Below are 13541 nucleotides of genomic sequence, written 5' to 3' on the forward strand. Positions count from 1 at the left end.
ACGATTGGCACGTCCTTTTGCTTTTGAAGCGTATGATTAGCGGTGTTGCGGGAGCCCATTCCCTCCCTACTTCAGCACCACCTTCTAGTCATCTACACCTTTGCCTGTATCCAATAATCCTGCGAGAAAAGTCCCCATAAAAGCATCACCCGCTCCGGTTGTGTCCACAGCGCGAGTGTAGCACCTTTCTGTTCTTGGGCATATGACGGTGTATCCCCAAGTTTCGGAAAGGAGTGTTATTGTTGAGTAACGTCTCAGTTTCCCCAGCTGCGGTCAAAGTCCCGTCGCCCACACGTATTCTCATCGCATCCGGGCTCGGCAACTTGTTCGACTCCATGGATGTGTTACTGTTCTCCTACATCCTTGTTTCGCTCGGACGGAATTGGCACCTAAATCCTGGCGTGATGGGCATGCTTGGAAGTTTGGCATTGGTCGGCATGGCGATTGGCTCTGCGTTCGCAGGATCCCTTGCTGACCGTTTCGGCCGACGCACCATGTTCATGTTGACGCTGCTGCTTTACAGCATCGCGTCAGGTTTGTCTGGATTTGCGACCACCGTCGGCATTCTCATGCTGCTGCGCTTTTTGACCGGTCTTGGTCTCGGTGGTGAGCTCCCTGTCTCCACCACCTATGTACTGGAATCCTCTCAAGACGTGACCCGCGGCCGGCGTGTAGTGTTCCTACAGATGTTCTGGGCCTTTGGGTCCTTAGTGGCGGCACTCATCGCATTCTTCGTAATTCCTTCCGTCGGTTGGCGAGCCGCCTTCTGGATCTGCGCTATTCCAGCGCTGTACACCATCTTCCTGCGAATCGGGTTGCCTGAAACACCGCGTTATCGCAACTTGCCTAAGCGACTCACACTCAGGCAGTCGTTCGCCAAGACCTGGTCAAAAGGCATGAGCCGGCGCTCTGCTGTCACGTGGACGCTGTGGTTCACAATGAACTACGCGTACTATGGACTGTTCACATGGCTGCCGACCATGATGACCCACAAAGGCTATTCCCTCGTACACAGCTTCGGGTACGTATTGATCATGACCCTTGCTCAGGTGCCCGGTTACCTAACAGCAGCTTGGTTGGTCGAGAAGTGGGGCCGTAAAAAGACACTCGTCATAGCCATCTTCTTATCTGCATTGGCATCTCTCGGGTTTGGCTTTGCAACCAGCACTGGCACGCTGATTCTGTTTGGTTTGCTGATTTCATACTTCATGTTGGGTGCGTGGGCAGCTACGTATCTGTTTAGCGTCGAACAGTTTCCTACGGCGGCCCGCGCCACCGGTATGGGCTGGTCCGCTGGATTCGGGCGAATTGGCGGCGTGTTGGCACCAACTCTCACAGGATGGCTGCTTGGGGCAAAGGTTGGTTTTCCCATCATCTTCGGCATCTTTTTCGCCGTGCTCTTAGTAGGTGCGTTGATAGTGGGATGGTTTGGTCTGGAGACGAAAGGAAAACAATTGGAATAAAAAACGGGGCTGTCTCCGTCCGTTCTCATGCAGGCAAAACGGGGTCAGCCCATATCTATGATTTGAACAGCGTAACGTGGCAGGAAGTATATAGGCTCAGATGGGGGCCCACCACGCGCCCTCGTCACTCTCCAAACTTGCCGTTACTTATGATACGGTTCCCCGCGCATAATCCGAATCCCACGATAAATCTGCTCGAGCAGGACCACGCGAGCCAATTGGTGCGGCAACGTCAGGGGCCCGAAGCTCCAGCGAACGCGGGCGCGCTTCTTTAAATCTGGATGTACGCCATTCGATCCACCGATGATAAACACCAAGCGCCCGTACGCCTCACCCAGTAAGTCCGCATACGTGTGACTCCATTGTTCAGAAGACAACGGCTTACCCTGAATGTCCAGCAATACGATGCCGTCGCGCGGACGGAGCAATTTTTCAATCTTGTCTGCTTCTCGTTGCAACACTTGCAATTGTTCGGCTTGGGACATCGTTTCTGGCGCCGGCTCATCTGGCACTTCGTGTATCGTCAATTGAACATACGCCGAAAGGCGCTTCTCATACTCGCGAAGCGCCTCTGTCCAATACCGTTCTTTCAATTTACCTACTGCGATGACTTCGATATGCACTCATTACACGTCCGTTTATGCGTTTTTGCTGCCCAGTCGGATCACTGGATGCCTGAGCTAAATGGGTTGAGCGGATCGACATTCTCACTGTCCGCGTCGGGGGTGCGGTGTTGGTTTTGCGCGCTTACCATCGCCCGATGCGCGTTCATTTCTCCAACGCTGGTCGTGATGGCGAGGCTCTGACTGCCGCGATACAATTTTAGCTGGGCTTTGTCTCCCGGCTTTAGTTGGAACAGGTATGTGCGCAAGTCCGCTATTGTCTTGATCGGCTTGCCGTTCAGCCCAACAATCACGTCCCCCGCCCTCAAGCCGGCTCTTTTCGCAGAATTGGCCGTTACGGTCTTCACCCATACGCCGTAATCGACAGGCACATCGGGCCACATCTGCTGCGGTAAAGACGACAGCGAGTACGCCTCAATGCCCAGTGCGCAGTGCTGTGCATGCCCTGTCTGCATCAATTGCTTGGCGATGTTGCGCACGGAATTGGCAGGAATGGCAAAGCCCATCCCCTCGAAATTCTGTGCCACAATCTTGCTGCTGTTGATGCCGATCACGTCTCCGTTGATGTCGATGAGCGGTCCGCCACTATTGCCCGGATTAATAGCCGCATCCGTTTGAATGACAGACTGGTAATCCAGCGTCTGTTGACTTTCCTCGTCCTGAACCGGCATGATACGAGACTTCGCACTGACGATGCCCTTCGTAACGGTGTCCGCAAAATCGAGCCCCATCGGCGTACCAATGGCAATCGCCGCTTCGCCCGGCTCAATCGTATCGGAATTCGCGAATGTGACGGGATCGATGCGTTTGAAGGTCGCAGCGGGTACTTTTAGGACGGCGAGATCGGTATACGGATCAGTGCCCACCACCACCGCGTTCACGTGCTTACCAGCATTCATGACGATTTCTACCTTGGCTGCACCTTCCACGACGTGGTTGTTCGTGACAAGATAGGCGTACTGGTTGTCCTTAAAGAACATAACACCTGTACCTACACCCGTCGCCTGTAGCTTTGATTTCTGAGAAAAGTAATTCGACACCTGGGAGTAGTTGAGTACGCCCACCACATCAGGCTCGACGCGCTTCACAGCACTGGTTACGCCATCGTCGACATTGACATTCACACTGCGAATGACGCTGTCCATATTGGTCGATCGCGCCGACGCGACGCTGCCAGGTAGATCACCATGTGGCAACACCGCCTCTGCGCCAAAGGTAGTCGCCGATCCGACGAGTGCCGACAAGGTTACGACCGCAATCCACTTCCAACTGCGCGATGGCTGAATGCCTCGATTCCTTTTCTGCCGACTCCCATCCTGATGAAAACCCATTTGTCATTGCCTCCTTGTCCCATCCTCTGCACCACAACCGTCTTGTGCAGTGGGAGACGCGTTCAATGAAATGTTAGGACATACACCGAACGTTGGTGTTTCGCAGGCGTTAGTTTGAACAAATGGGGACTAAATCATACAGTCTGACGGCTGAGTGAAACGAACGGTGTCGCTTCGTGTCGACTTGTGCGCTTGAGTCGTATTTCCCTGGCAATCGTTACACGCGCATCGCTGAGAATGCTCTGTACGGTAATATCAGCCAAATCTGGATGATTATTGTCTTGACTCAAGTGTGCAAGGTAGACATCGACCGGTTCGTCTGGAAGGATATCGACGAGCGCATATGCCGCATCAACGTTGGACAAGTGCCCCTTATCCCCTAAAATGCGCCGCTTCAAGTGCCAGGGATAGCGTCCTGCGCGAAGCATATCTACGTCGTGGTTGCTTTCAAACACGTACGCTTGGCAACCCTGTAACAAGGTTTTTTGGTGATCGGTGACGTAGCCGAGGTCGGTGACGACAGCCAGACTGGCGTCGTCCGTATCAAACCGATAAGCGACGGGTTGTTCTGCGTCATGCGATATCGCAAACGGCGTCACGCGGATGCTGCCGATATAAAAGACTTCGTCCTCGCGAACAAATTCAACGGGACAATTCGACGTCTCCGGTCGCAGTTTTTCCGCCAGGGACGCATGTGTACCTTCCGTCATATAAACCGGGCTCTGCGCGTATTTGTAGACTTGCGTGAGGCCGCGGACGTGATCATCGTGTTCGTGCGTCACCAGTACGCCGGACAAGCCCTCCAAATCGCGCACACAAGTCGCTTGCAACCGAGTCCGAAGCTGTTTGCCACTAATGCCCGCGTCGAGGAGGATACGCGTATCCTGGTCCTCGATGTAGATGGAGTTCCCATTGCTTCCGCTAGCTAGGATACTGAACTGCAACTAGACTTCCCCCTACGGAGCGATTTCCACCTCTCCCGTAAATGCATTGACAAAATAGGTTTGATCCGGGGTCACCACACGCCAAACCGGGAACCAGTAATTCGCGGCCACGCCGGTTTGATAGAGGGGCACCTTCCGTGCAAATCCTAAATCCACACTCAAAATCTTATTATTCTCGGTATCATCCGTTTTGTCCACCGAGTTGGCCAAGCTGTCGAGGGCGTCCAATGCCGAGATGACGGGCTTTGGCGTGCTGGTGTCGACGATGGACGTCAATTCCGATTGGGAATAGGACGTGAGCGTCTGTTTCGTTTGGTTCGTCTCCACGCGCTCGTCAAAGATAGGATATCCCTTGTACGATTGCAGAAACACTTGGTGGCGTGTGGAAGAAGTGACCGCGTCAACTGCGTAGAGGCCCCCCTGATAGACGTAGGTGAGGGGCCCGCGCGTATTCGTCAACGACCGCGGCGGCACGAACGTCACCTGCCAATTCCCCTGGGGCGACAAGAGAATTTGTCCCGTGTCAGTTTCAACTTGGCCAATTTCATTGGCCAACTGCACTTTACTCGCAGTTGGGAAAATGGACTGTTGAAGGGTTTTTAAGCTAGGCCCGCTTTGGGTTGCCCGGAACGACGGCAACTCTGGCTGTTTTATCGGGACGTCTGTCGCCAATGTCAAACCGTGCTCAGCAAGTAACGTTTTCGTGTTGGCGAGCAAGTCGCTTTGCGATTCGGCATAGCCGTTATTCAATTGTCGAGAAGACGATAATTGCCAGGCAAGTATTACATCCAGCAGTAAAAACAGTCCAATCAGCCAGTTTTTTGCCGTCTCCCAGTTCACGACAGGTCACTTCCTAACACGAGCGATCCGTTTGTGGCATCGACCATCCACGCATTCCCGCTCCCATTCGTCACGTAATACACCGGTTCTAGCAGCACCTGATCTTGAGCGGATAGCGTAGCAGTGCTCACCGAGGCGTACCCGAGCACCATGCTGAACGTGTCCATGGGAGCCGTCGGATCGATCTTCTTGAGCTTCGCTTCGAGCTGTACTTCATCAAGTACATGTACGGCTGATTTCGTGGCGGGTTGTTCGAGAACCCACATCGGCCGATCGTATTCCAGTACCCGGCCGTTCTCCATATTCACGTTATAGTTCGCTGCGTTCGAGAGGATTGGAAAGCCATCGACGTACTGCGTAAACGTATAGGCAGGAACGTTCGGGTTGAGCGTAAGACTACTGAACTGGTCAAACCCGATGACATTCTGCGCGCCCCCGCCGTGTGTGTGGATGAACTCCAGGGCAGTTAGAAAGTCGTCCTGGCGTAAGGGAACCTCTTCGCCATTCGGGTCTTCATACTGCAGATCTTGCGTCTTTTTATCCCACAGGACCGCACGGCTGCCGTCCGTCCAAAGTGAGGTATTAGCATCTTGTTGAATGTGCGAGATGGCTTGCAAGTTGACGAAGAACGTGTGCACGAGTGGCAATACGTCGGGCTGGCGGATGTTGTACACGTACTGGTTCATCGACAGATCTCGGGGAATGTAACTCGTCCCAGCCGAATCCCCAACCACGTCGTAAGGCGTGCCCGCCACCTCTTCGTTCGCCTTCGTCAGCAGCGCGCTGGCATCCACATCGGTCTTCATCGTCAAAATTTCGTCGTTCTCGACGAATCCGACGTGACAGAGGCTATCCTGTGGGAGCTTGTAGAGGATGATGGTTCGCCCACTCCAGTTGCCGAGCAGCGAGGAAAAAGGACTCAGCCACTGCCCTGCAGTGGTGTGCGTCAGGTCCACCCCAAACTGAAAGGTCACCTCGAAATCGAGTTTGGCGGGAAGTTCCTTGACCGGCGACTCGTCCAGCACACGAACGCCCTTTAACCAATGCGTCCAGTCCGCGTACGCACCGCTGTCCGGGTTGGCTATCGTCGTCCCCTGCGGCGTCTCGACGACGATCCTGTACGGGCGCACCGCGTGTGCAAGGTCAGGGGTTGTCACGGTGGGCATCGGCGATGTTTGAACAAAGTCGATTTCCGATCCCTCTGTAAGGTTGCCAGACCACAACAGATAACTGAGGACGACGCTGAGGAGCACGAGCAGAACGAGTACACCCGTTTTTGCGGTTCGGATAGCCTGTTTCATGCCTCTCCCTGCACCTCCAGCGCCCGGACGAACGTTACCTTGACCTGGGTGCCTCTGTCTGGTTCACTCGTCATCGCGATACTTCCCCCAAGCCGCTCCACCATCTCACGAGCGAGCGCTAAACCAAGCCCAGTGCCACCAAGTTTTCGACTTCTCCCTTTGTCTACGCGGTAAAAGCGCTCAAATACGCGCGGCAAGTCGGCCTCCGGGATGCCAATGCCGTCGTCGGTCACGGTGACGACAATCCGTTCGCGGAGTATCCGCGTACAGACCGTAATGTGACCTTGGGCGGGCGTATACTTCATCGCGTTTGAAATCAGGTTGTCGAGAATTCGATTGACCATGTCCCGGTTGCCGACGATATACGTTCCCTCGTCGTCTGGTTCATACACCGTAAACTCAAGTTGTTGTCGCTCGGCCTGCAATTGAAACCGTTGTTTCACCTGCGCGAGGAGGTTGGACACGGAAATCCGCTGATGGACGTTATACGTCTGTCCGCGGTCGAGGCCGGACAACTGCAGCAAGTCCCTCGTCAACCGCACCATTCGATCCGTCTCTTGCTCGATCACTTCCAAAAACGCCTGCCTGGTCTCCCTCTCGTCCTCGTTTAGACCGCGCAGCGCCTCAATATACGATTTGACGCTCGTCAGGGGGGTTCGGAGTTCATGCGACACGTTGGACACGAACTCGCGTCGTGCCTGGTTCAGTTGTTCCTGTTCCGTCACATCTCGCACGACTGCCACGAACCCGTCCGTCTGACCCCGCCGCTGAACACTCGTGAGAATGATGTGGTAGACGGCTTCCCCCACCACGCGAATTCGCATACAGTCGCCCGTCACCGCCTGTTCGACCATCTCATCGAGATCGAACACGTCGACCTTGTCCCACTCACCGTCGCGATGGATGCCCATCATCCGCCTGGCCGCATGGTTCATAAACAAAACGCGACAGTCGGAATCGAGAACGATGACCCCGTCTCCCATCGATGTGATGATGGCGTGGAGTCGCTCCTGTTCGCGGCGGTTCATAGCGAGTGCCTCGTCCAACTCGTCTGCAAGGTGATTGATGGCGACGACCAGATCTCCAAATTCGTCGTTGCTGCTCGGGGTCACGCGCTTGGAAAAGTCGCCAGCCGCCATCACCCTCGCTTGTTTCGTGACTTCTATGACAGGGCGCGTGAGGGCCCGCGAGAGGACGATGCCGAGGACGATGGTCAACGCGAGAACCAACCCACTGACGGTGTAGAAAATGCTGGTCACCTGGCGAATGGTATCGTAGGTCGTCTGAATCGACGTCACGTACTCGAGGACGCCGTCAAAATTACCGCCTTGAGAAATAGGGACGGCGACGACGAGGACGTGCTCGTTGGCGGTCGGATCGAACCGAACGTCAACCGCTTCCTGGTGGTGAATCAGCACCTGCGTCGCTTCCGAGTCGGTGCGCTTTTGCCCCACAAGGGCGCCGCCGGCCGTGGTGTACATCACATAACCGTCTCTGTTGAGGAGATACACGGTCCCATCCAAAAACTGAGGAACCGATTGCAATACGGAAGTGACGGAACTGCTGAGTTGCTTCGTGGGGTGGTCGATTTGCGGCCCGACCAAGGTTGCCATCAATTGCGCCTGGCTCTTCGCGGCAACCGACTGATTGTGAATCAGGGAGTTCGTCAACGCGCGGACAAAATAAGCTCCGATCATCTCCACCGCGAACAGAATGAGCAGCGTGTAGACGAGAACCAATTTCACCCGCAGGCTTCGCCAAATCATCCTAGAGACTCCTCATGTAGTAACCGACACCGCGCCGCGTCATGACGTATTCGGGCTGGCTAGCGTCCGATTCCAGTTTTTCGCGAAGACGGCGAATCGTCACGTCTACGGCCCGTTCGTCTCCTTCGTAGTCGATGCCCCACACATCGGTGACCAATTGCTCACGCGTATGCACTTGCCCAGGGCGCGCCGCCAAAAAGGAAAGCAGTTGGAATTCGCGGTGCGTCAAGGATATCGGAACACCTGCCTTGGTGACTTCGTAATGGGTCAAGTCTACGACCAAATCGCGGATCACCAGTCGATCCCGGCGCCGTCCCTCCTGCCCCTCCTCGAACGTCACCCGTCGCAAGTTGGCTTTCACGCGCGCCAACAACTCGCGCGTGCTAAACGGTTTCGTCACGTAATCGTCGGCGCCAAGTTCGAGACCCAGTACCTTGTCTACTTCGTCATCCTTAGCCGTCAGCATAATCACCGGGACAACGGACGAGGCCCGGACCGTTCGCAGCACGTCAAACCCATCCATCCGCGGCAGCATGACATCCAAGAGAATGAGGTCAGGCGACGTGCTTTTCCAGAGCTCGACCGCTTCCTGCCCGTCCAGCGCACAGGTCACCCGATAATCGGCTCGCTCTAGCGCAAATCTGAGAATATTGGAGATTGGCTCTTCATCTTCCACAACGAGAATGTGATGCATGTCTTCGCACCTACCTTGCTAGCTAGTGACTACACCCGACACATCACCGTTGTAACGTCCAGATAAATTGCGGTTGTTCTACGACGGCCGAGTACCTGCCAAGATTCATCAAAAACATCTCACTTGGATCATAGACCGATGCCCCATCCACTTTTTCGGGTACATATTGTCCTAGATCAAAGACAGGCGGGCCGAACCACCAGGGTTTCACGGTTACATACGCCATGACGCCCGGCGGCAGGTCGCCCTGAACGACGCTCGGGATATCGTAGACAAACGCAAATCGTGCCCAAAACGCGATACATAAGAGAACGAATAAAGCCACTGTGACGCGCGTCCAAAAGCGAAGGCTGCGCACCGACTTCAACACGCGTAAGCGCCGCAGCCGCGCCTGGCGATGGCGGTGAAGTCGCTGCCTCCGCTTATCGCGCATGCGCTGGTACTCCTTGCGCGTCATCGGGCGCAGCTCATAGGATTGTTCTGGTTTCATGCTTCTTGTTGATGTGACTTCTCAAGATTTACAAACTTGTTGTAGTTCTTCAGAAACACGAGTTCAATTTTCCCTACTGGGCCGTTCCGTTGCTTTGCGATAATGATCTCAATGATATTTTGCCGTTCCGTCTCATGATCATAATAGTCGTCACGATACAAAAACGCCACGATATCGGCATCCTGCTCGATAGAACCCGACTCACGAATATCGGACAGCATCGGGCGTTTGTCCTGGCGCTGCTCCACCGAACGACTGAGCTGACCGAGCGAGACAATCGGCACTTCGAGCTCACGCGCCAACTGTTTGAGCGAACGCGAGATTTCGGAAATCTCCTGTTGCCGGTTTTCCCCCGACCCTCTCCGTCCGTGAATCAGCTGCAAATAGTCGATGACCACGAGGCCCAGTCCACGCTCCAGTTTTAGACGGCGAAGTTTACTTCGCATCTCGGCAACGGTAATACCCGGTGAGTCATCGATATAGATGGGAGAGTTGCTGAGTGCGCTCACGCCCATCGACAGTTTTGGCCAATCTTCGTCATCAAGCGTCCCCGTACGAAGCTTCTGACCCTCAATGTAGGCCTCTGCACAAAGCATACGCTGGACCAGCTGGTCCTTGGACATCTCGAGTGAAAAAATTGCAACCGGCACCCCACTGCGGACCGCCACGTTTTGGGCCACATTCAACGCAAACGCGGTTTTCCCTACGGATGGACGGGCCGCGACGATAATTAAATCGGATTTCTGAAAGCCGCTCGTCATCCGGTCGAGTTCACTGTACCCGGTCGGGACACCCGTGATGCTGCCGTCGCTCGCATATAGCTGTTCAATGCGCTCAAACGTCGTCTCCAATACATCGGATATATGCGTAAAGTCTCGCGTCTTTTGGAATTGACCCAGTTCGAGAATTTTCTTTTCAGCGTCGGCGAGCACGTCGGCGGCAGGTTGTTCCTGGCTGTACCCTTCTTCTGCAATGTCCGTCGCCGCAGCGATAATCCGGCGCATCAAAGCCTTTTCGCGAACAATTTGCGCGTACTGGGTGACGTGCAACGCGGTCGGCATGGCAGCGGCCAAATCCGCGAGGTAGTCCGCACCGCCGACCTGTTCTAAAGCATCGTCCCTCGTTCGCAACGCTGCGGCGACCGTGACGACGTCAATCGGTTGCCCCGCATCGTATACATCGCGCATGGCCCGGTAAATGGATTGGTGTGCAGCGCGGTAAAAGTCATCCGCCTCAAGGAGTTCCAGTGCCTCGTTGACGGCATCCTCAGAAATCAGCATGGCGCCAAGGACCGCCTGTTCGGCCTCCACCTGTTGAGGTGGCAGCCGCAGCAGTTGGTCGTTCACGGTCGGGCGCCAGACGGATTGTTCACTTGCCATATCTATCGCCTTCCATTGTCATAGCTCAGACGGTTGGGCGCTTCACGAACTCGTCCGAGAAGTGATCCCAAAGGAATGTCCATCACTCCGCTTCGACGTAAACCAAAACATTCACGGATACTTCCGGGTGCAGTTTCACTTGCACACGATGCCCACCCAACGTCTTAATGTGATCTTGTAGCTGAATTTTTCGTTTATCGACCGAGAATCCTTCTCGTTTCATGGCATCTGCGATGTGCTTCGTGGTAATCGCGCCAAACAGCCTTCCGCCTTCGCCGGATTGCGTCTTGACGACGATTTTCTTGTCCTCGAGCTTGGCTGCAAGGTCCTTTGCCTCTTGGAGCTCTTGAGCCTTGTAACGAGCTTCTTTGTCGTGTTGCGTTTGAAGGCGGTGCAATGCCGAGGCTGTCGCTTCTTCAGCCAAGTTGCGAGGCAACAAGAAATTGCGAGCGTATCCCTCGCTCACATCCTTGACTTCCCCCTTCTTCCCCTGACCTTTCACATCTTGTAATAAGATGACCTTCATCGACATGTCCCCCTCATCTTGCCAAGGCTCTAGGAGCCGACAATGATATAACCTAATGGTAGTCTGCGATGCCCAATAGAGCAAATACTAAAAGCGACCAAGCGACACAACAATCGTGCCAATGACCGCAATTTAACAAATGATGTGACACAGAGACGAATTTATAGGAACCCCCCTGAAGAAAGAGGGCATCGTACGCAATCGTCGCGAGGAAACAAAGTGGATGTTAGAGGCGTTTAGAGAGGTATTGTGCAACCTCCATCAATTCGGGTTTCCGACTGGTATCCACTTCGGCGGCTACGCGGTATCCGCCTGTAATGACGTGATCGATCCGGTGTGGATGAATTCCCATCTGCACACCCAAGAGATATCCAAGGCCGACGACACCGGCGAGCGCATCGGTCAACTCCGCCTCGTTGCCCGACTGGATACTCCTTAAAACTTCGACCGCCTGCTGAACGAGCTCAATCCGGTCATGCTCTACGGTTTGTAACTTGCGCGTCAAATCCACCTGAGATTCAGCCATCCTTCTCGTCCCTCCTCCAGCGCGGTGACGATTCCGTCCAAGTTCTAAGATGTAGAATTCCACGAGCGACGACGCGATTCCTGCCGCGTACCATTACAGACTCGACGCTCGCGCGCAAAAAGACGACATGTGCGCATGCCAATTCCAACTGTGGGGAAAGAATACGGAAAAAGCCTAGCTAGGAGTGTTTTTATGGACATGCAGCGCGCACAGGAGATCATCGAGTCCCCAAACTATATTGTCGTCAACTACGAAGGGACGTCCGTCCGCATCGACAGACTGTTTGAGTCGAGCCCGTTCGCCCAAATCAGTTACGAAAACGGCGCCACGACCAACGTCCCCGTGTCGGAGCTCCATGAAGACAAATCGGTTCATTAATCGATAGCAGGACATCGATCTTAGGCGACTACTTTTGCACGGGGAAACGACATCTTCCATGTCGGGCAATCGGCCACAGTCCGCATCGTCCAAAGCATACCGAGGCATACAAAGGCATATAAAAAATACACCTCAGCCGTCTGGCCGAGGTGTATTTTTTATCGTTCTATCTCACACCAATTATTCGGTGGTGTAAGGCATCAATGCAATTTGACGTGCACGCTTAATTGCGACCGTCACCTGACGTTGGTGGCGTGCACAGTTACCGGAAATACGCCGTGGAAGAATTTTGCCACGCTCGGTTAAAAACTTATTCAACCGACCGATATCTTTATAATCTGCATAGTCGATCTTATCGACGCAGAATTGGCAAACCTTACGACGCTTCCCGCCACGAGCTTTGCGCGGCATAAGAATCACTCCTCGTCGTTTTGGCCGTCATCGGGCCAATCGTTTGTTGGTACGTCTACCTACCGTACAAATCAAAAGGGCAAATCATCTTCCGAAATGTCGATGGTTTGACTGTCATCTGCAAACGGGTCATCTTCGTACAGAGGTGCTGAACCACGTTCCGGGCGCGCCGGTCGATTGGCACTGATACTCGGTGCGCCACCGCCATAGCTACCGCCCTGTTGTGCGTCGGAGCCCCTGTCCAAAAAGCGAACAGACTCGGCGACAACTTCAGCAATCCGAACCTTTTGACCCTCTCGGTTGTCGTATGTGCGAATTTGCAAACGACCATCGACCGCAGCCAAACGACCCTTTTGCAAATACTGTGATACGATTTCCGCCTGCTTCTGCCAGACAACGATATTGATAAAGTCTGTCTGTCGTTCCCCAGCCTGGCCTGACCGCATGCGGTCGACCGCAAGTGTAAACGACGCAACAGGTGTTCCCGAATTGGTGTAGCGCAATTCAGGATCAGCGGTCAAACGGCCGATTAAGATTACCCGGTTCAGCATAGTTTCCCCTCCGCGAATTACTCACCCACGCGGACTGTCAAATAACGAACGACATTGTCGTCGATGCGCATAACGCGTTCGAGCTCTTTAGACACTTCAGTGCCTGCCGTGTAATGAACCAACACGTAATAGCCCTCACGGTTATCTTCGATTTCGTACGCCAAACGACGTTTGCCAATCTCCTGCAGTTCGTCGATCTGACCGCCTTGGTTAGAGATGAGCGTTTGATATTTTTGAACCAACTCAGCCGTTTGCTCGGCCTCGAGAGCTGGATTCACAATAAACATCGTCTCGTATTTACGCATACCGTGACACCTC

General features: G+C 54.2%; 17 protein-coding genes. 2 read left to right on the plus strand and 15 right to left on the minus strand.

Features of this window, described 5'->3' with window-relative positions; all coding sequences use genetic code 11:
- Positions 1–84 precede the first annotated feature (84 nt).
- Positions 85–168: a hypothetical protein gene (locus NZD89_RS29920; RefSeq protein WP_369125284.1), complete on the minus strand. Its 84-nt coding sequence runs from the start codon at positions 166–168 to the stop codon at positions 85–87.
- 74 nt (positions 169–242) lie between these two features.
- Here NZD89_RS29920 and NZD89_RS27630 point away from each other — a divergent pair, with 74 nt between their 5' ends.
- Complete coding sequence (locus tag NZD89_RS27630) at positions 243–1463, plus strand: MFS transporter (protein WP_268005826.1); 1221 nt, start codon at positions 243–245, stop codon at positions 1461–1463.
- A 143-nt stretch (positions 1464–1606) separates the two neighbouring features.
- Here the strand turns inward: NZD89_RS27630 and rlmH are convergent, their stop codons facing one another.
- The 11 genes from rlmH to NZD89_RS27685 all read right to left on the minus strand — a co-directional run bounded on the left by rlmH (position 1607) and on the right by NZD89_RS27685 (position 11883).
- Positions 1607–2086, minus strand: a complete 480-nt coding sequence (rlmH, locus tag NZD89_RS27635) for a 23S rRNA (pseudouridine(1915)-N(3))-methyltransferase RlmH (RefSeq protein ID WP_268005827.1) — start codon at positions 2084–2086, stop codon at positions 1607–1609.
- Between the two features lie 41 nt (positions 2087–2127).
- A complete protein-coding gene (locus tag NZD89_RS27640; RefSeq protein WP_268005828.1) occupies positions 2128–3417 on the minus strand; it encodes a S1C family serine protease in 1290 nt (429 codons plus the stop codon).
- A gap of 134 nt (positions 3418–3551) precedes the next feature.
- Entirely contained in the window at positions 3552–4361 is an 810-nt protein-coding gene (locus NZD89_RS27645; protein WP_268005829.1) for an MBL fold metallo-hydrolase, read from the minus strand.
- Between the two features lie 12 nt (positions 4362–4373).
- Entirely contained in the window at positions 4374–5201 is an 828-nt protein-coding gene (gene yycI, locus NZD89_RS27650; protein WP_268005830.1) for a two-component system regulatory protein YycI, read from the minus strand.
- Positions 5198–6502, minus strand: coding sequence for a two-component system activity regulator YycH (yycH, locus tag NZD89_RS27655; protein WP_268005831.1), 1305 nt, complete (start codon positions 6500–6502; stop codon positions 5198–5200). Before yycH ends, yycI begins: the two co-directional genes overlap by 4 nt.
- Positions 6499–8268, minus strand: coding sequence for an ATP-binding protein (locus tag NZD89_RS27660; RefSeq protein WP_268005832.1), 1770 nt, complete (start codon positions 8266–8268; stop codon positions 6499–6501). The genes yycH and NZD89_RS27660 overlap by 4 nt, the downstream gene beginning before the upstream one ends.
- A 1-nt stretch (position 8269) precedes the next feature.
- The gene (locus NZD89_RS27665; RefSeq protein WP_268005833.1) at positions 8270–8962 is read right to left on the minus strand and encodes a response regulator; all 693 of its coding nucleotides are present in this window, start codon (positions 8960–8962) and stop codon (positions 8270–8272) included.
- A gap of 43 nt (positions 8963–9005) precedes the next feature.
- Positions 9006–9395, minus strand: a complete 390-nt coding sequence (locus NZD89_RS27670) for a hypothetical protein (protein ID WP_268005834.1) — start codon at positions 9393–9395, stop codon at positions 9006–9008.
- Positions 9396–9448: 53 nt separating this feature from the next.
- Positions 9449–10831 carry a replicative DNA helicase gene (gene dnaB, locus NZD89_RS27675; RefSeq protein WP_268005835.1) on the minus strand — a complete coding sequence of 461 codons (1383 nt, stop codon included), beginning with the start codon at positions 10829–10831 and terminating at the stop codon, positions 9449–9451.
- A gap of 82 nt (positions 10832–10913) precedes the next feature.
- The gene (gene rplI, locus NZD89_RS27680) at positions 10914–11357 is read right to left on the minus strand and encodes a 50S ribosomal protein L9 (protein WP_268005836.1); all 444 of its coding nucleotides are present in this window, start codon (positions 11355–11357) and stop codon (positions 10914–10916) included.
- Positions 11358–11583: 226 nt separating this feature from the next.
- The gene (locus NZD89_RS27685; RefSeq protein ID WP_268005837.1) at positions 11584–11883 is read right to left on the minus strand and encodes a MazG-like family protein; all 300 of its coding nucleotides are present in this window, start codon (positions 11881–11883) and stop codon (positions 11584–11586) included.
- Between the two features lie 192 nt (positions 11884–12075).
- On the opposite strand from NZD89_RS27685, the gene NZD89_RS27690 reads away from it, so the two are divergent.
- A complete protein-coding gene (locus NZD89_RS27690; protein WP_268005838.1) occupies positions 12076–12261 on the plus strand; it encodes a small, acid-soluble spore protein, H family in 186 nt (61 codons plus the stop codon).
- Positions 12262–12441: 180 nt separating this feature from the next.
- Here the strand turns inward: NZD89_RS27690 and rpsR are convergent, their stop codons facing one another.
- The 3 genes from rpsR to rpsF form a co-directional block, all read right to left on the minus strand.
- Positions 12442–12672 (minus strand): 30S ribosomal protein S18, encoded by a 231-nt coding sequence (rpsR, locus tag NZD89_RS27695; RefSeq protein ID WP_268005839.1) that lies wholly within the window; start codon positions 12670–12672, stop codon positions 12442–12444.
- 71 nt (positions 12673–12743) lie between these two features.
- Positions 12744–13223 carry a single-stranded DNA-binding protein gene (locus NZD89_RS27700; RefSeq protein ID WP_268005840.1) on the minus strand — a complete coding sequence of 160 codons (480 nt, stop codon included), beginning with the start codon at positions 13221–13223 and terminating at the stop codon, positions 12744–12746.
- A 17-nt stretch (positions 13224–13240) separates the two neighbouring features.
- Positions 13241–13528, minus strand: coding sequence for a 30S ribosomal protein S6 (gene rpsF, locus NZD89_RS27705; RefSeq protein ID WP_268005841.1), 288 nt, complete (start codon positions 13526–13528; stop codon positions 13241–13243).
- Between the last annotated feature and the right edge of the window lie 13 nt (positions 13529–13541).

This window comes from Alicyclobacillus fastidiosus (genome assembly GCF_026651875.1).
In the GTDB taxonomy this organism is placed as follows: Bacteria; Bacillota; Bacilli; order Alicyclobacillales; family Alicyclobacillaceae; genus Alicyclobacillus; species Alicyclobacillus fastidiosus.

What these genes read in the sequence shown, in the direction of transcription:
- NZD89_RS27665 (WP_268005833.1), bottom strand. Translation starts at nt 8,962, where the DNA reads ATGCATCACATTCTCGTTGTGGAAGATGAAGAGCCAATCTCCAATATT.
- NZD89_RS27690 (WP_268005838.1), top strand. Translation starts at nt 12,076, where the DNA reads ATGGACATGCAGCGCGCACAGGAGATCATCGAGTCCCCAAACTATATT.
- NZD89_RS27640 (WP_268005828.1), bottom strand. Translation starts at nt 3,417, where the DNA reads ATGGGTTTTCATCAGGATGGGAGTCGGCAGAAAAGGAATCGAGGCATT.
- NZD89_RS27660 (WP_268005832.1), bottom strand. Translation starts at nt 8,268, where the DNA reads ATGATTTGGCGAAGCCTGCGGGTGAAATTGGTTCTCGTCTACACGCTG.
- NZD89_RS27685 (WP_268005837.1), bottom strand. Translation starts at nt 11,883, where the DNA reads ATGGCTGAATCTCAGGTGGATTTGACGCGCAAGTTACAAACCGTAGAG.
- NZD89_RS27670 (WP_268005834.1), bottom strand. Translation starts at nt 9,395, where the DNA reads ATGCGCGATAAGCGGAGGCAGCGACTTCACCGCCATCGCCAGGCGCGG.
- NZD89_RS27700 (WP_268005840.1), bottom strand. Translation starts at nt 13,223, where the DNA reads ATGCTGAACCGGGTAATCTTAATCGGCCGTTTGACCGCTGATCCTGAA.
- rplI (WP_268005836.1), bottom strand. Translation starts at nt 11,357, where the DNA reads ATGAAGGTCATCTTATTACAAGATGTGAAAGGTCAGGGGAAGAAGGGG.
- dnaB (WP_268005835.1), bottom strand. Translation starts at nt 10,831, where the DNA reads ATGGCAAGTGAACAATCCGTCTGGCGCCCGACCGTGAACGACCAACTG.
- rpsF (WP_268005841.1), bottom strand. Translation starts at nt 13,528, where the DNA reads ATGCGTAAATACGAGACGATGTTTATTGTGAATCCAGCTCTCGAGGCC.
- rpsR (WP_268005839.1), bottom strand. Translation starts at nt 12,672, where the DNA reads ATGCCGCGCAAAGCTCGTGGCGGGAAGCGTCGTAAGGTTTGCCAATTC.
- yycH (WP_268005831.1), bottom strand. Translation starts at nt 6,502, where the DNA reads ATGAAACAGGCTATCCGAACCGCAAAAACGGGTGTACTCGTTCTGCTC.